This is a genomic window from Pseudomonas sp. NBRC 111119, assembly GCF_001320125.1.
GTDB classification, from domain to species: domain Bacteria; phylum Pseudomonadota; class Gammaproteobacteria; order Pseudomonadales; family Pseudomonadaceae; genus Aquipseudomonas; species Aquipseudomonas parafulva.
In genome coordinates, this window is sequence record NZ_BCAV01000038.1 from 13,952 (window position 1) to 29,842 (window position 15,891).

At 54.7% G+C, this 15,891-nt stretch carries 14 protein-coding genes; 11 read left to right on the forward strand and 3 right to left on the reverse strand.

All coding sequences use genetic code 11. From position 1 onward, the window contains the following. Positions 1-12 precede the first annotated feature (12 nt). Positions 13-921: a WYL domain-containing protein gene (locus APH25_RS14875; protein ID WP_003158909.1), complete on the reverse strand. Its 909-nt coding sequence runs from the start codon at positions 919-921 to the stop codon at positions 13-15. 279 nt (positions 922-1,200) lie between these two features. Between APH25_RS14875 and APH25_RS14880 the strand changes: the two genes are divergently transcribed. From APH25_RS14880 to APH25_RS14895, 4 genes are all read left to right on the forward strand, one after another. After that, positions 1,201-2,091 (forward strand): LysR family transcriptional regulator, encoded by an 891-nt coding sequence (locus APH25_RS14880; RefSeq protein ID WP_060482447.1) that lies wholly within the window; start codon positions 1,201-1,203, stop codon positions 2,089-2,091. 134 nt (positions 2,092-2,225) lie between these two features. Beyond that, positions 2,226-2,543 carry a helix-turn-helix domain-containing protein gene (locus APH25_RS14885; protein ID WP_023464296.1) on the forward strand — a complete coding sequence of 106 codons (318 nt, stop codon included), beginning with the start codon at positions 2,226-2,228 and terminating at the stop codon, positions 2,541-2,543. Further along, positions 2,536-3,567 carry an AAA family ATPase gene (locus APH25_RS14890; protein ID WP_003158906.1) on the forward strand — a complete coding sequence of 344 codons (1,032 nt, stop codon included), beginning with the start codon at positions 2,536-2,538 and terminating at the stop codon, positions 3,565-3,567. The genes APH25_RS14885 and APH25_RS14890 overlap by 8 nt, the downstream gene beginning before the upstream one ends. Further along, on the forward strand, positions 3,545-6,055 hold the full coding sequence (locus APH25_RS14895; protein ID WP_003160813.1) for a S8 family peptidase: 2,511 nt from the start codon (positions 3,545-3,547) through the stop codon (positions 6,053-6,055). The genes APH25_RS14890 and APH25_RS14895 overlap by 23 nt, the downstream gene beginning before the upstream one ends. A gap of 98 nt (positions 6,056-6,153) precedes the next feature. Here APH25_RS14895 and APH25_RS14900 read toward each other — a convergent pair whose 3' ends face one another. Continuing rightward, positions 6,154-6,459, reverse strand: coding sequence for a helix-turn-helix domain-containing protein (locus tag APH25_RS14900; RefSeq protein ID WP_003158903.1), 306 nt, complete (start codon positions 6,457-6,459; stop codon positions 6,154-6,156). Positions 6,460-6,580: 121 nt separating this feature from the next. Between APH25_RS14900 and APH25_RS14905 the strand changes: the two genes are divergently transcribed. The 3 genes from APH25_RS14905 (at position 6,581) to APH25_RS14915 (ending at position 10,337) form a co-directional block, all read left to right on the forward strand. Further along, positions 6,581-7,222, forward strand: coding sequence for a substrate-binding domain-containing protein (locus tag APH25_RS14905; RefSeq protein ID WP_003158902.1), 642 nt, complete (start codon positions 6,581-6,583; stop codon positions 7,220-7,222). A 327-nt stretch (positions 7,223-7,549) separates the two neighbouring features. Next, on the forward strand, positions 7,550-9,271 hold the full coding sequence (locus tag APH25_RS14910; protein ID WP_060482448.1) for a SulP family inorganic anion transporter: 1,722 nt from the start codon (positions 7,550-7,552) through the stop codon (positions 9,269-9,271). 52 nt (positions 9,272-9,323) lie between these two features. After that, entirely contained in the window at positions 9,324-10,337 is a 1,014-nt protein-coding gene (locus APH25_RS14915) for a DUF4917 family protein (protein ID WP_060482449.1), read from the forward strand. Here APH25_RS14915 and APH25_RS14920 read toward each other — a convergent pair whose 3' ends face one another. Beyond that, on the reverse strand, positions 10,338-10,844 hold the full coding sequence (locus APH25_RS14920; RefSeq protein ID WP_060482450.1) for an AlpA family transcriptional regulator: 507 nt from the start codon (positions 10,842-10,844) through the stop codon (positions 10,338-10,340). It lies immediately after the preceding gene. Between the two features lie 734 nt (positions 10,845-11,578). Here APH25_RS14920 and APH25_RS14925 point away from each other — a divergent pair. The 4 genes from APH25_RS14925 (at position 11,579) to APH25_RS25475 (ending at position 15,881) form a co-directional block, all read left to right on the forward strand. Then, positions 11,579-12,640, forward strand: a complete 1,062-nt coding sequence (locus APH25_RS14925; RefSeq protein WP_060482451.1) for a hypothetical protein — start codon at positions 11,579-11,581, stop codon at positions 12,638-12,640. Between the two features lie 4 nt (positions 12,641-12,644). After that, positions 12,645-14,165, forward strand: a complete 1,521-nt coding sequence (locus APH25_RS25000; RefSeq protein ID WP_082428320.1) for an acetate/propionate family kinase — start codon at positions 12,645-12,647, stop codon at positions 14,163-14,165. An 11-nt stretch (positions 14,166-14,176) separates the two neighbouring features. Continuing rightward, the gene (locus APH25_RS14935) at positions 14,177-14,686 is read left to right on the forward strand and encodes a hypothetical protein (protein ID WP_156333173.1); all 510 of its coding nucleotides are present in this window, start codon (positions 14,177-14,179) and stop codon (positions 14,684-14,686) included. 337 nt (positions 14,687-15,023) lie between these two features. Further along, positions 15,024-15,881, forward strand: coding sequence for an NAD-binding protein (locus APH25_RS25475; protein WP_177331187.1), 858 nt, complete (start codon positions 15,024-15,026; stop codon positions 15,879-15,881). Positions 15,882-15,891 lie beyond the last annotated feature (10 nt).

The window sequence follows — 15,891 nt, forward strand, 5'->3', positions numbered from 1 at the left end:
GGTCGTTCCCGTTCAGTCGTCTATCGACGCCTCTGTACTTGGCGATGCATATCCCGGCGCCAGCACAGCATTGCGCACACCGTAGATGGCAAGGTGGTCTTTCAACCAAAGCCGGTACTCGGGGCCGCGCAGGCTATGGTCGGGGGAACAATCGACACTCCATTTGCGCAGGATGTACCCGGCCGTGGCTGCACGCAGCTTCATCCGCAGCACGCCGCCCTGCATGCCGTAGTCCATTTCGGTGATCTCTGGCCGGGGCTGGTCCGGATGGGGAACCAGTTCCAGCTCGACGATCCGTGTCCACTGAATGTCCTGATCGCTCATCTCGTGAGCCGCCACTGGCTGGCCCTTGAGCACGACAGGGCGTCTGATCCGGGTGATGACGAAATCCCGGAAATCCTGGGATTTGCGGTCGAACGCGCGAACGTGCCAGCGCAGACCGTTGTCGATCAGCGCAAACGGAACGATCTCGCGCTCCGTGCGACCGCTTGAGATGGAGTGGTACTCGATGCCGAGCGGGCACTCGTAATGAATGGCCCGAGTGACGCTCGCCAAGATTGCCAGGTCAGGGTGAGTGAGCCGGGACGGGCTCTCGCTGGCCACCCACGCCTTGATGTGCATCGGTTCACCGTCGCCAAACCCCTGGGTCAGCCACGACAACACCCGCTCGGGTGGGAAATCGAAGATCGGCTGGAAGCTCGAACCCAGGACGTAGAACTTGCCTTTGCCGTCGTAGTCGATATTGCCCGGAGCCAAGTCCTTGTACAGCGCCAGATCCCTGGACGCGGCAGCGGACTGGATACCAAAACGCGCGACCAAGTCCTGGCGGCGCATCTCCCCAATGAAGCGCAGACGCAATTCCACGAACGCGAGGCGGTCACGCTGTGGCTGGGTGAGATCGGCAAGCTGTTGGTGGGGCATCCTGACTGGCTCGTTCGGGTTAGCGAATGCTCGTGTAAATTTCTGCAGAAAGTATATGGTCTGTGTGGAAAGACGTCTATAAATCTAAGTTGATTCACTAGTTAGCTGTATTATGATAACCATTTTTGAGGCGCAAATGAGTGATCCGGCGTGGACTGGCAGGCGCTTCAGTCCAGCGCAGCGCGCCAGGAGTGACGTGGACTGGACGTGCATCCAGCAGGTCACTGCGGACGAGAGCTGGTGCGAATAGATCGCTGATACGGAACAGGAGCACGACCCATGGAACTGCGACACCTTCGCTGCTTTGTGGCTCTCGCAGAAGAGCTGCACTTCACACGGGCCGCAGAGCGCCTGCATATCGAACAGCCACCCTTGTCCCGCGCCATCAAAGAGCTTGAGGATGATCTGGGTGTGGTGCTCTTCGAGCGCAACCGCCGAGGCACGGTACTGACCGAGGCGGGAGCAACGTTCCTGCAAGATGTGCGCAGAGTGTTCGCCGTCCTCAAACAGGCTCAGGAGAACGTACAGGCGGTCGCTGCGGGCCTGAGCGGAAGCCTTCGCATTGCCGTATCCGACGGTGCAATCGATCCCAGGCTGTCGGCCCTCCTGGCCCGCTGCCGCGAGGAAGAGCCGGAGATCGAGATTCGCCTGTCCGAAGTGCCGTTGGCCGATCAGTTGCGTGGTTTGCGCTCAGGTGACTTCTCGATCGGGTTTGCGCACACGGCGGAAGTCGGCGACGACATCGTTACCGAGCCACTCTGGCACGATCCGCTGGTGGTAGCCGTGCGCGCCCGGCATCCTTTACTTTCACACAAGGCTGTTCCGCTGCATCAGCTTGCGATCTACCCACTGGTCTTATGTGACCCGCAGGCATGCGAAGGCTACCATCGTGAACTGGCGCGGCTGCTGCGGCCTTTGGAGCGTCCACCCGACGTCGCCGAGCACGTGTCGTCATTGGACATGATGCTCACCCTGGTCGGTGCCGGCTACGGGGTAGGCTTCATCACCGAAACCAGGATCGCGGCGAGCCTGCGCCCCGACGTGGTGATCCGCCCTCTGGCCATGGATTCCGCAGTCATCACGACCTACTTGCTACGGCCCGCCGGCGAGGACTCGCCGGTGTCGGTGGAACGATTCATCGCGCGCCTGCGCGCGCACTCGGACGATTGATCCGCAGCGGCCAGGACTGGCTGCCTGAAGCCTGCCAGTGCGGTATCCGGAGGAGAAGTCTCGTCAATAATGTTCACTGGTGGTAAAATTCCAGGGTACTTACGCTCGTCGCAACCCGTGAGAAAGCAAGCGCCATGAATGTTGGACAAGCCATTCGACTGTGCCGAACGCAACGGGGCGTCTCTCAAAGCACCATTGCGAACCGAGCCAATTGCTCCGTGTCGTACTTGTCGATGCTTGAGAACAATAAGCGCGACCCGACACTTTCGACGGTTACAAGAATTGCCGAGGCATTGCATGTGCCTGTCGGCCTGCTGTTCGTTCTGGCTGCCGACCAAAGCGAACTGGGTGCGATAGACGAGCACGTCGCCGATCAGTTAATGCAGTCTGCGCTGGCATCACTGGGAGCATCGGCCAACATGACAGCGCAGGTGGGAGGCCACTATGGCTAATGCCGAACAACTCAAGGCGTTGGTGAAATCCCATATCGAGCGGGATGACCAGCACTTCTATTCCGTCGCCATGCAGGTCGCGGCTCGTGAAGCCAAGGTGGGGCATGGCAAGCTTGCCGAAGAACTGCGCGACATGATCGACGCGGCGAAAGCCCGTGTCTCATCGCATGGCACCGAGGGCAAACTGGTGCCATTGGCCCGTCCACGCGGTGAACTGGCGAACTTGCTGACGGTGTCCTACCCAAAGAATCGACTGTCGGACATGGTGCTCGATGCGGAGATGGCCGAACAGCTTGGCCGCATCATGAAGGAACAGAAGCACCATTCGCGTATCCGCGAGCATGGCCTGTCGCCGAGACGTAAATTGTTGCTGGTCGGCCCGCCTGGCACCGGCAAAACGATGACGGCCTCTGTGCTGGCCGGTGAACTGGGTATCCCGCTGTTTTCTGTTCGGCTGGATGCCCTGATTACCAAGTTCATGGGAGAGACCGCCGCCAAGCTGCGTCAAATATTCGATGCCATCAATGATGTGCGGGGTGTTTACTTCTTTGATGAGTTCGATGCCATCGGCTCGCAAAGAGGGCTGGCCAATGACGTGGGTGAGATTCGGCGGGTACTGAACAGCTTTCTGCAAATGATTGAAAGCGATCAATCCCATAGCCTGATCGTCGCAGCGACGAACCATGTGGAGATCCTTGACTACGCACTTTTCCGCCGGTTTGATGATGTGATCGAGTATCGGTTTCCAGGTGCGCCGCAAGCCGCCAGGCTGATCCAGTCGCGGCTTGGGAAGTTCGCGCCCAAACCTTTTCCACTCAAGGCGCTTACAAGCAGAGCGGAGGGTTTGAGCTACGCAGAGATTAAACGTGCAGTGGATGAGTCCATCAAGGAAGCGGTGATGCACGACGAGGCGTGTGTGAAGGTGGATATGCTGACACGCGCTCTCGATGAGCGCCGCAAATTAAGCTTCAGAATGAATCACAAGAAGGCCGTACCGAACCATGCCGGATCAGCCACAAGCTAAACGCCCACACTTCATTCTTCGAAATACATCAAAGACCGTCGGGTTTACCGCACATTCTCCGGGCGGTGGCCCAACGCAAAACGTACCGGCCTTGCCTCGGCCGCAACAGAGTGCGTCCCTCCGAGCACAAATCGAGATCTTGAAGCCTGCTGTGGCAGAGGCGGTGCGAGTTCAAGGGGAACTGCAACTGGAAAGTGGCCTTGGCTTGCAAATCCAGTTTTCCAGTCAACCGGATGTTGAGCTGGCGTTCGAGAGCTTGGCGGATGCTCGCAAGAGGATTGAGCTTCTCAGTGTTCGTCACGAGGGCAACCGGACCTTCGCCAATGTCTTTGTCCCTGATGGAAAGCTGGCGCATTTCGAGAAATACATTTCCGACTACCTCGAAGAGAAAAAGGATCGTAACGGCAAGGCGCGAGATCACCGCAAGCTGATCGATGCCATCGAATCCATCCGGGCAGCAGAAATCAGGGCTCTGTGGACTGACGCCCCCGAATTGCTGCCTGACGATCTCGCGACCGCCTTCTGGTGGGAGGTCTGGCTTCCGGTTCGAGGGGCGGGACAGCGGCAAATCGTTGTAGAGGACTTCAAGAAACTTGCTCGATTGGCGGAATGTGTCGTCAGTGACAAGCAGGTCAATTTCCCCGAACGCACGGTGCTGTTGATGTATGGATCGCAGCAGCAGTTCTCGCGGTCGGTGATGACGCTGAACTGTGTGGCTGAACTTCGCTATGCCAAGGAGACTGCTGAGTTCTTCGATGGCATGGGCGTACGCGAGCAGCAGGCGTGGGCGGACGACTTGCTGCGTCGTGCCCGGTTGCAGCCGTCGGACGATACGGCTCCCCGCGTCTGCCTGTTGGATTCCGGAGTGACTCGTGCGCATCCGCTCTTGGCGCCTTTGATGGATGCGAGCGATTTGCATACCGTGGAGCCGGCCTGGGGCGTGGATGATGAGGCTGATCATGGCACCGGCCTGGCGGGCTTGGCTGCCTATGGCGATCTCACGGATGCTCTGGCCTCTGCTGATTCAATCAATGTCCCTCATCGACTGGAGTCGGTGAAGCTGATACCGGCGGAAGGTGCGAATGAAGGTGATGCGCGCCACCACGCTTATCTTTTCACGGAAGGCGTCGCGCGGCCTGAAATCTCTGCGCCGAATCGGTCGCGCGTGTTTGCTTCGGCGGTGACGGCTTCGGACTACCGTGACCGTGGCCGTCCTTCCTCGTGGTCTGCTGCTGTCGATGGCCTTGCTGCGGATACCGATGGGGCTGGTGAAAGTCCGCGCCTGTTCGTGCTGTCCGCCGGCAACACGCGCGACCCCAATGCGTGGGCTGGATATCCCGATAGCCTTTCCACCAATCTCGTGCATGACCCCGGCCAGGCATGGAACGCAATCACGGTGGGTGCTTGTACTGACAAGATCGACACGGAAGGTCATCCTTCCTTGAGCCCCGTCGCCGAAGCCGGCGGCCTCAGCCCCTTCACGACGACAACCAGAACGTGGGATCGGGCATGGCCGTTGAAGCCCGAGGTTGTGCTGGAAGGAGGCAATACGGCCAAGGATGAACTGGGTGCGGTCGGTATGGCCAGCCTGAACTTGCTGACGACCCACAACCAGCCGCTGGATCGCCTGTTCACCACCAGCAACGCCACCAGTGCCGCGTCGGCATTGTGTGCGGGAATGGTGGCTCAGATCATGGCGGCCTATCCGCACCTCCGGCCGGAAACCGTGCGTGCGTTGCTGGTGCATTCTGCGCAATGGAGCGAGGCCATGCGCGGGATGTTCCTGCCCGTGGTGCCGAACAAGGACGATTACGTTCACTTGATTCGCCATTGCGGCTGGGGAGTCCCGGATTTGAACCGGGCACTATGGAGCGCGGGAGACTCGCTGACCTTGCTGGTTGAGGACGTGGTACAGCCTTACGCGAAGGTTTCAGGCAAGGTCGTGACGCGCGACATGAATTTGCATTCCTTGCCTTGGCCGAAGGATGAGTTGGAGGCATTGCAGGACACGCCCGTCGAGATGCGTGTCACGCTCTCCTACTTCATCGAACCCAATCCTTCGGCACGTGGTGTGGCCTCGAAGTATCACTACCCTTCGCATCGCCTGCGATTCGATGTGCAGCGTCCGCTGGATGCATCCACCGAGCATTTTGTCGCACGGGTGAATGCGGCAGCGCAGCGCGAGGATGAGGGTGACCCTGTGAACCCCTCAGATCCCAATTGGCTGTTGGGCGAACGGCAGCGGCATCGTGGTTCGCTGCATCAGGATGTCTGGAAAGGTACGGCGGCTGACTTGGCCAGCCGTGGCTTCATTGCTGTGTATCCTTCGGCTGGGTGGTGGCGGACACGGCCTGCGCTGGAACGTTATGGCCTGCCGGCGCGATATAGCTTGGTGGTATCCATTCAGACCCAGCAGACGGACGTTGATCTTTACGCTGCTATTTCCCAGAAAATCCCTGTGGCTAATGTTGTGGTTGTCGATACGTAAGAGGCATTCCAGTGTTCCGCTGTCGGGCTAAGCACCCGCCCGGCGCCGTTGGCTGCGACAGCTTGCGCTGCCAATATCCGAAAAGACACTTACGACCGCTATGCCGAATCTTGCGGCTCACTGCCCGCGCTGAGGTTCTTTTCAGTCGCGGCCATCAATTCGCTGGCGCTTATCCCGAGTGCGGCAGCGATTTTCAGTATCAAAGGCAGCGTCGGCACATGCTCCCCGCGTTCGATCTTGCCCATGTGCGAACGCGATATTCCCGCCTGATACGCAAAATCGTCTTGAGCGACCCCCTGCGCGACGCGAGCGGCACGCACGGCCCGCCCGAAAGCTAATGCTGGTTCGGATTCATATGTGGGTGTGCCAGGTGGACGACCTGGCTGAATAGTAAGCTTCTGCATCAACAGAAGCGTCAAACAATCCTCTTAAATTAACCACGTTAAACATATAGACGTTAAACTTCTCTCTTTACTATGATGCTGGTTTGCCCTTGACCTGCTTCGTCGCTTCTGTAGGTTCTCCGTGGACAACATCACCAGCCAACCCGCCCACCTCAGGCTTGCGATTGCGCCAGGCGTATCGTCATCTCAGCTCTCGGCGCTGCTCGCGCTGCAACGAGCGGAAGAACCCGAGGTCAGCATCACGTTCTTTGAAGTGGCAGGTGACGAGCTGCTTGATGGGCTTCGTGAAGGCCGCTACGACGTGGGAATGTCGCTTCAAGGAGCGAGCGATCCGGCCCTGGAAACCCAGCCCTTGTGGATTGAGCACATGGCCGTTGCGATACCGCTGAGGCTTCCCTTGCTTGAGCAGGCATCGCTCACCATCGCCGACCTCCAGAACTATCCGATCTTTCGCTGGGAGGCTGAGACCTGTTCTTCGCTGGATCGTCGGCTGCTCGCGCGTCTGCCTGCTGACCCGCAGAACCTTCAGTACGTGACTTCCTTCGAGATGATGGCGCTATGGGTTTCTGCCGGCTACGGTGTCGGGGTATCCGCACAATCGCGTATCAAGCACGCCCCTGGATGGGGAGTCAGCATGCGACCACTGGACGACGGCCCCTACGAAATCGTGGCGCACCTGCATAGGCCCCAGGGGCAAGCGAACCCTGTTTCCGAACGGTTCGAGCGCAGGGCACTGCAGATCGCAAAAGCGCTCCCTTCCTGATCGCAGTGGCTGTCGGTAGCTGCCAGCAGAAGGCGGTGGATTTATGCCTTTCGCCAAGAGGGGTGATGTGGTACATTCAGAGGCCACTTCTGGTTTTAATAACCAGAAAAAATCTTTATTAATCAATGGGTTGGCTGCCTTGGGTGATTCCCATCGCCCGCTCCAAATAGCGTGTCATGCATGACGTTCCAACAACGTCATCGCTGTTAAAAGGAGCTTCGGCTCCTTTTTTCGTATCTGCCTTTCGTTGATGTGGCCCATGGCCACTTACCTGCCAATCCGCTTCAATGCGCAACTGGTCTGTGACACACTCTGAAAGGACTCCCCATGGCGCTTTCCCGTTGGCTGCCTGGCCTCGCCAACCTGCTGTATTACCGCCGCGAATGGTTTCACGCTGACCTGCAAGCCGGGCTCTCGGTGGCGGCCATCCAGATTCCCATTGCCATTGCCTATGCGCAGATCGTCGGCCTGCCGCCGCAGTACGGCTTGTATGCCTGCGTACTGCCCATGATGGTGTATGCGCTGATTGGCAGTTCGCGGCAGTTGATGGTGGGCCCGGATGCGGCCACCTGCGCGATGATCGCTGGCGCAGTGGCGCCGCTGGCCATGGGCAACCCGCAACGGCTGGCTGAGCTGTCGGTCATCATCACCTTGCTGGTCGGGGTGATGCTGATCGCCGCTGGGCTGGCACGGGCGGGTTTCATTGCCAGCTTCTTTTCACGGCCCATCCTGATCGGTTACCTCAATGGTATCGGCCTGAGCCTGATCGCCGGGCAGCTGTCCAAGGTCGTGGGGTTCAGCATCGAGGGTGACGGCTTCATCCTGAGCCTGATCAACTTCCTGCAGCGGCTGGGCGAAATCCACTGGCTCACGCTGATCATCGGGCTGGCCGCACTGGGGTTGCTGATCTGGCTGCCGCGCCGCTACCCTCGCCTGCCCGCCGCACTCACAGTGGTGGCGCTGTTCATGCTGCTGGTGGGGCTGTTCGGGCTGGACCGCTTCGGCGTTGCCATTCTGGGCCCGGTGCCTGCAGGCATTCCACAACTGGCCTGGCCGCACAGCAACCTGGCCGAGATGAAAAGCCTGCTGCGTGATGCCCTGGGTATCGCCACCGTGAGTTTCTGCAGTGCCATGCTCACCGCCCGCAGCTTTGCTGCCCGGCATGGGTATGCCATCAATGCCAACCACGAGTTCGTGGCATTGGGCGTCAGCAACCTGGCAGCCGGTGTTTCGCAAGGCTTTGCCATCAGCGGCGCCGACTCGCGCACCGCAGTCAACGACATGGTGGGTGGCAAAAGCCAGTTGGTAGGGGTTGTGGCTGCCCTGGTCATTGCCACGATCCTGCTGTTCTTCACCGCGCCCATGGCGTGGATCCCCCAAGCCGCGCTAGGCGCCGTGCTGCTGATGGCCGGCTGGGGGCTGATCGATATCAAGTCGCTGAAGCATATCCGCAAGCTGAGCCGCTTCGAGTTCTGGCTGTGCCTGCTGACCACAGCCGGCGTGCTGGGCCTGGGCGTGTTGCCCGGCATCGTGTTCGCCGTGACCCTGGCCATCTTGCGCCTGCTCTACACCATCTACCAACCCACCGATGCCGTGCTCGGCTGGCTGCCAGGCACAGAAGGCCAGGTGGACATTCGCAAACACAAGCAAGCGCGCACGGTGCCCGGGCTGGTGGTGTACCGCTTTGATGACGCGATTCTGTTTTTCAATGCTGACTACTTCAAGATGCGCCTGCTGGAGGCGGTTCACAGCCAACCGCAGCCCAAGGCTGTGCTGTTCGATGCCGAAGCGGTCACCAGCATTGATGTGAGCGGCATCGCAGCGCTGCGCGAAGCCCGCGATACCCTCGCCGCACAAGGCATCCTGTTTGCCATCGCCCGGGCCCGTGGCACGTTCCTGCGCATGCTGGTGCGCTCGGGCCTGGCAAGGGAAATGGAAGACCGGCTGCTGTTCGGTTCAGTGCGGGCAGGCATCCGCGCCTACCGGGTATGGCGCAACAGAACCCGCCACGAGGAAGCACCAGCAGCAGGCCCCCAGCCGCTCGGCTAGGGCGTGGCATGTTAAAGTCCTGCCGTTCCCGCTTCGCCCAACGGACTTCAGCATGCCCGCACTCGACGCCACCCTCCTACCCTGGCCAGACCTTGCCGCCCAGCACCCTTGCACTGCCTTGCTGGTGGGCAACGGCGCCAGCCGTGCGCTGTGGAAGCCATTCAGCTATTTCTCGCTCTACGAGCAAGCCCAGCGCGCCGGCCGCAAGAAAGGCCTGGCGATCAGCGACCAGGCACTGTTCAAGTCCTTGGGCACGGAGCTGTTCGAACCCGTGCTCAGCGCGCTTAATGCCACCGTGCGCACCAACGCTGCACTGGCCATCAATTCAACAGCGCCGCTGAACCGTTACTATTCGATCAAGGAAGCGCTGATCCACGCGGTGCGTACCGTGCACCTGCCATGGCCGCTGGTACCCGCTGCCACATTGGAAACCCTGAACCAGGCCCTGCGCAGCTATCGCAGCGTGTACACCAGCAACTACGACTTGCTGTTGCCATGGGCCCTGCAGCACGCGCAGCAGGGCTTCGCCGAACTGTTCGACGAACAAGGCTTCTTCGATGTACGCCGCACAGCCTGCGAAGGCACCCGGGTACTGCACCTGCACGGCGGCATGCACTTGCTCAAGCTGCCCGACGGCACCACCCGGCAGCGCAGTGCCAGCAGCGCGGAGCTGCTCCAAGGCTTCGCCGTGAATACCCCCGGTGAGGTGCCCCTGTTCGTCAACGAAGACCGCAGCGACGAAAAACTGCGGGCCATCCGCAACTCGGATTACCTCAGTTGGTGCCTGGGGCAACTGGCTGGGGAACAGGATGGGGTCTGCCTGTTCGGGCAACACCTGGACAGCAGCGACCAGCACCTGCTGGACGCCATCCGCCAGGCCAGGCCCAAGCACCTGGCCATCGCCATACGGCCATTGGGGGAGGCGTCGGTGATCAACCAGAAGCAGCACTTCATGAGCCGCCTGGAGGGCTTGGCATACACACCGATTTACTTCTTTGATGCCGCTACGCATCCATTGGGGCAGGCGGCGCTGGCGATTGATGTGCCCCGGGGTTTCAATTCGTGATCAGCGGGCCGAATGGGCTGCACCGAAAAGGCGGTCGTAGGCGCTTGAGATATTGACCGCCATTGCCGTATGCGCCAACTCGAAAACCCCTTGTCCTATGGCATAGGTCTCTCGCTTTCTGAGCCAGACCAGAATATCCGCAAGGTGCCAGAGTGAGGTCCGGCCCTCGTGCACGGGCGCAGGAAAATCACTGTAATGGGCCAGCATCAATTTCCGCATGTTCTGACGAGAAACGCCTATCAGGTCAGCGACGTCAGTAAGCCCGACCAAGTCCGGGGTCGCTTCGATCAGGCGAGCAGACGGTATTGCACGATAGACATCCTGTAACGCGCTTTGCAGGGCTTCATCGGCAGAGCCCGATTCGCGAATGAAGGCCAATGCCAATCGCCCCGGCTGGCCCACACCGATCAAAGCATCGTCGCACCCGTTTTCAGCAAGGCGCTCAAGAAGAGCGTCAGCATCGTATGGCTTACTCAATTGGTACTTGAGTGTGAATTCATACTCCATACTCATCACTCTATCTCCGAGTCCACAGTGTTATTGACTGCGCAGCGGCCTGAACAGTTATCGACTGTACGTGTAATCTGACGGGCAAAATTACCGGGGTTTTTGGGCGTGCTCCAGATGCTGGTGATACAGAACTCACCGCACCTACGATCGAAATAACTGAACGAGCGAGTCCGCCCGGAGCAGTGCCTCGAGGCTGTATGTTTAATTCATATTTAATAGTATCCATTGCGCTTGCTCCTGCCCGGCACTCTGAGCGCCATATGCCAACGATTTTTTACCACTTTCTACCGGGTAGTTCAGCTACCACGCGACATCACAAAGGTCTATAGCATACTGCATTTGATGGTCATGCAGCCCTACCACCCACTACGGATTTCTAACCCTTTGCTTGGACCTCTTAGCAGATGCGTGCGTCGCAACAGTTATGACCTATGGAGCATTACTGATCGACGCTTTCGAATGACCCTAAGCCCTGAAATCTGTTACCGAAGAAATTTCCTACAACGTTTTAGGAAAGATCTTTAGTCTACTTCCTAAATTGACGCTCCCAATCCAAAAGATGTTGACGCCCTCAAGTTACTGAGCTTCCATCTTATTAAATGCTAGGCACGTTCGCTAACCACTTGACAACTATAATGCCGTGGTGCGCCCCATACTGAACACGATGAAATCAAATATTTATACCCTAACTGAAATGTAGGACATGCTGTCCTATTTACAGGAGTACCGCTATGAACCCTAAGCTTATAAAGCTATCTACATCGCGAATCACTGAGGGTGATATCTCCGTACTTGATGGCGCATTGAGCATTCCCATGGTTTATCTGCGACGAAGAGCAAGATTAAAACAAGATAGTGTACTGATTGTCTCAGGCACATTAATAGAGGGAATTGGGACCGCACATTCCGACATTGACTGTATTGTTCTGTGTCATGAAAGGCCCAAGGCTGATGAGATCAAAGACCAAGAACACGCTCTCGTTACCGACATCGATTATCATTTCCTGACGAGCAATGAAGAGGTCCATAACACAACCGATTTTTATGGTGAAAGCGGCCTGCACATCGATACTGACTACGTAACGTTCGACGAAGTCGCTGGAATAATTTCGAAAATAGAGAAGGCCTTCGAGGCCATTTCTCTAGACCAAAGATTCCTGTACACCCCTGCCTTACTTGAAAGAGAAAATAACGTTATACATCGATCACTAACCGGGCACGCGCTGACTAACGATCTACGATTCCTTGAGCTGAAAAATAAAATCCCCAGAGACAAATTTATCTACGTTGCCCATCGCGAGAAGCTTCCCGTCTTCTACGCATTCCAAGACGTCCAAGGCTGCTGGCAGTCAGGGAACTTGTGGATGGGTTGCGAAATTACTAGGGAGATGATGCTCAAAACCACAATGAGCTTTACATACCTCACAGGAATTACAAACAAGCATCCAAAGTGGGTGTATTCAAACATGGAAAGGGCTGAAGCTCCTGACGAATTAAAGAGTGCTTTCTTCGAATTATCTAGGCGCGGTGCTGCAACAGAGCTCGAGTGTCGGAAGTACATTGAAGACAGTTTGAGATATATGGATAACATTTTTACAGCCATAGGACATTTGCTGAAAGCAAACCCAGCTTTCCCATCACAAGAACAATCTCTTGAAGCTCTGAATTTTGAATTTAACAGTAGGAAGCAGACAAGCCACAAAATATCAACGTGCGAATATTACTTCAGGAAAAAATTCTTCGCGGCTGATGACACACCTTCTCTGGAAAGTCTACTAAAGGAATGGGATTAGTTTCATGACTCTGCTGAAAACTCCAGAAAGCAAAATGGCCATCAATGTGGGTAGCTCGTCTATCAAGACATCAGTTTTTTTTAACTCACTACGAGTGGACGTTAGCATAAATTTCATCGGACTTGTAAATCAGAGAATCAAGGTGAAATTCCATGGCATACCGGGAATGGTGGATAAAGCCTTTAACCTCAGTATCAAAGACGATTTATGTAAAGCAGCTTCCATCACGATACAGAATGTAAGTGAATCCCTAGAACATCTTAACTGGCCGAAGCCAAGCGTGATTGGGCATCGGGTAAAGTTCGCAGGATTTGGTAAAACTGTCGATGATTTCACAGAATCCATTGAAGAGATCATGAGATTCAATGACTACCTAAGCTCACGACATAATACACTTTGCCTAGAAGTTTTAAAGCAATGCAAAATGGCTTTTCCCCATGCAAAGCAGAAACTAGTAAGGGATCAAGCCATTAACGACTTGTCCCTTCAGAAAGAACACAAAATTCCTTTTGACCATTTCATCGTAAAAAGATTCGGGCTAATAGGCCATGGTTATCATGGGCTAGCAATTAAAGCAAGCCTTGACTTACTAAGACAACATGATCATATCGAAAATTTTAGCGGAGTCATTTGCCAGGTTGGTTCAGGGGTTAGCTTTTCAGCCGTTGAAAATGGGAAATTGATATACAACACCATGCAGTACGCCGCCTGCGACGGGCCCATAATGCATAATCGATCCGGCAGTTTGCCCACTGGGATGTCTTTACGCTTTCTAAGGTATGGCCTGCCTCCTTCATCATTAAGTAATTTATTTAATAGGATGAGTGGCATCTATGGTCTCGCCGGCATCCCTTCAAATAGCACGACTACTGTAGAAGATATTTTGTCATTACCTGAATTTGCCGAGGCAAAGCAATCTTATCTTAAAGCGAATGGTGTGGAGTTATTTAGAGCTATAGCAGAAGCACCAAGCGCTTCAAACTTCATTTTTTCCGGCGGTTTAGTAACAAAACATCGCTGGCTAAGCCCCGCACTACTGCTCAGCGCAAAAGCGATTTCCATATCCACAATGGAAAAAATGGTTGAACAATTAACCGACACTTCGGCCCGCACGGTCGAAGCTGATGGAATCACCTTGCACTTAGCAGAAATCGACGAACAGATGTGCATCCTCAACGAACTTGATAACTCCGCTGACACGTTAACATCTCTCGACTTCAGTAAAGGTATCTGTGAGGTTCCAGGATCAGCCATCGGCCGGATTCTAGAAGGAGAACAGGGTTGGGGGCCAGGTAAAATTAGCCTGTGCTTTTCTCATTCTAAGTTTCCCTATGTAACTGACAATCTCCCAGAGGCCTTCATTATGGCAGGGAACCAAAGGAGTGACTTTTTTTTAAGAGCTTCATTTGCGAGAAGCCTGGGCATCCCTACCATATTCCTCAGCGCTCACCTTATTGAACATGACTTATGCCTGGGCAATAAAATCTTTCTCGACACCCCAACTCGAACAGCAGTAATTCTATGAGGAACGGGTACATGACAGCACTAGACGAACTTAAACACCTACCTAACGTTAGACTCATCTTGGCGATGCCTGAATGGGATAGCTACCTTATGAATATCCATATCGCTTCTGAGTCCGACCTAATTCAGCTTTTGAAAACGATAGTAACCCAGCTCGCGTTGAACGAAATTCGTGAAGCCAAAATAAGAGCACTCATAGGTTGCCTGTACCTTACCAAGCACATATCCGACTTATGTATTTGCCTACGGCAAACCCCCTCTGGTAACTCGCTTGAAATAGACGTTAGCGTCGCTTTGATGCTACCAGGCGAGGCAGCTAATTCTATGAAATTCAGCACAGAGGAAAGTGCTCATCAAGCTAGAATGACCAACAGCCTTGAAGGACTACTGCCGCGCCTTGAATCGATTTATGCAAAAAGCCACCAGGTCGGATTAGCGCATAGGCAAACACCTGACTTTCCACTGGCCTTGCTATCGGCAACCTACACCTCGCTATTAAGCCTGATTCAGGATCACTACTAAATTCCACGTACGGCAAGGAGCCATGATGAAAAACATTAAGCACACAGTGAGCAGTTCGGCCCCATCACACCGCCTCGACTACAGCAACGCCCATCGGATTGCGTATTTATTTTACAGCCAAGTCATGACCGCACATGGCACATGCGACAAAAGCCAACTTAGACGATGCTTGATATTCAGCCTTTACCATTTATCAACCACTGTCAATTTAAGTATATGCAACATCTGGATGGAAACCTTTGACAACATTTACTTGATACCAAAAAAATCCTCACTTAACACCGACCTACTTAAGTTTATAAACAATCCAACACGACTACTGAAGTCACGCGAGCGCGTGGAATTCTACAAAACTATTGAAGAAATAAACCGAATAGCAGCGCAATCAGATCTTCCTATTATTCTTTTCGACATTGGTGGTTACTTCGCTCCTCACATAGGTGATCTGCTAGAGCGTTACGGCAATCGTCTTACTCTTATCCTAGAGGACACTACCAATGGCCACATCAGATATAAGGAACTTGGCTATAGCACATTACACAGGTTTCGATCCGTAGCTTATGATTCTCATAAGATGGCTGAAAATGTAATGGTGGCCAATATAACCTTGGGCTATCTTCATTCCTTTATTGAGGATTGGTCCCCCGCCAAAGCAACTCTAGTCATTGGATATGGAAAGATTGGCAGATCACTTTGCTTCGGCCTACGCAGCAGAGGAGTACAGAACATTGTCGTAGTAGATACTGATAAATCAAGACTTTTCATGGCTTCGACAGAGGGGTTCGAAGCCAGGTCTTCAGAACAACTCGAAGGAAGAGTTGATCATTTTCATTATTGCTTTTCAATGTCTGGAAACAGAGGAACAACCAAGAAAATACTAACAACACTTAAACACAACTCCTACATCGTGGTAGTTACATCTTATGACGATGAATTTGATGAATCCACAAGACGCCTATTTGAAAAAGGAGACAGAAACCAATTAAATTGGAAGGGGAAAATATTTAATGTTGTTAATGGCGGCAGGCCAATTAATCTATCGACCTATGCGGCTTTTGATCCGAGAAATCTTTCATTGCACTTCATTTTTGGGAAAATATTCTCAGTATTTCTGAGCTCTCTTGGACTTCCTCAATCACATAGTTGGGAAGAGATTACTTATGCATCAATAATCAACGAAGTAAAAATTTTATGAAGATAGCGCA

Coding starts and splice junctions, on each gene's coding strand:
- APH25_RS14890 (WP_003158906.1), top strand. CDS start 2,536: ATGGCTAATGCCGAACAACTCAAGGCGTTGGTGAAATCCCATATCGAG.
- APH25_RS14895 (WP_003160813.1), top strand. CDS start 3,545: ATGCCGGATCAGCCACAAGCTAAACGCCCACACTTCATTCTTCGAAAT.
- APH25_RS14880 (WP_060482447.1), top strand. CDS start 1,201: ATGGAACTGCGACACCTTCGCTGCTTTGTGGCTCTCGCAGAAGAGCTG.
- APH25_RS14900 (WP_003158903.1), bottom strand. CDS start 6,459: ATGCAGAAGCTTACTATTCAGCCAGGTCGTCCACCTGGCACACCCACA.
- APH25_RS14910 (WP_060482448.1), top strand. CDS start 7,550: ATGGCGCTTTCCCGTTGGCTGCCTGGCCTCGCCAACCTGCTGTATTAC.
- APH25_RS14875 (WP_003158909.1), bottom strand. CDS start 921: ATGCCCCACCAACAGCTTGCCGATCTCACCCAGCCACAGCGTGACCGC.
- APH25_RS14935 (WP_156333173.1), top strand. CDS start 14,177: ATGACAGCACTAGACGAACTTAAACACCTACCTAACGTTAGACTCATC.
- APH25_RS14925 (WP_060482451.1), top strand. CDS start 11,579: ATGAACCCTAAGCTTATAAAGCTATCTACATCGCGAATCACTGAGGGT.
- APH25_RS25000 (WP_082428320.1), top strand. CDS start 12,645: ATGACTCTGCTGAAAACTCCAGAAAGCAAAATGGCCATCAATGTGGGT.
- APH25_RS14915 (WP_060482449.1), top strand. CDS start 9,324: ATGCCCGCACTCGACGCCACCCTCCTACCCTGGCCAGACCTTGCCGCC.
- APH25_RS14885 (WP_023464296.1), top strand. CDS start 2,226: ATGAATGTTGGACAAGCCATTCGACTGTGCCGAACGCAACGGGGCGTC.
- APH25_RS14920 (WP_060482450.1), bottom strand. CDS start 10,844: ATGGAGTATGAATTCACACTCAAGTACCAATTGAGTAAGCCATACGAT.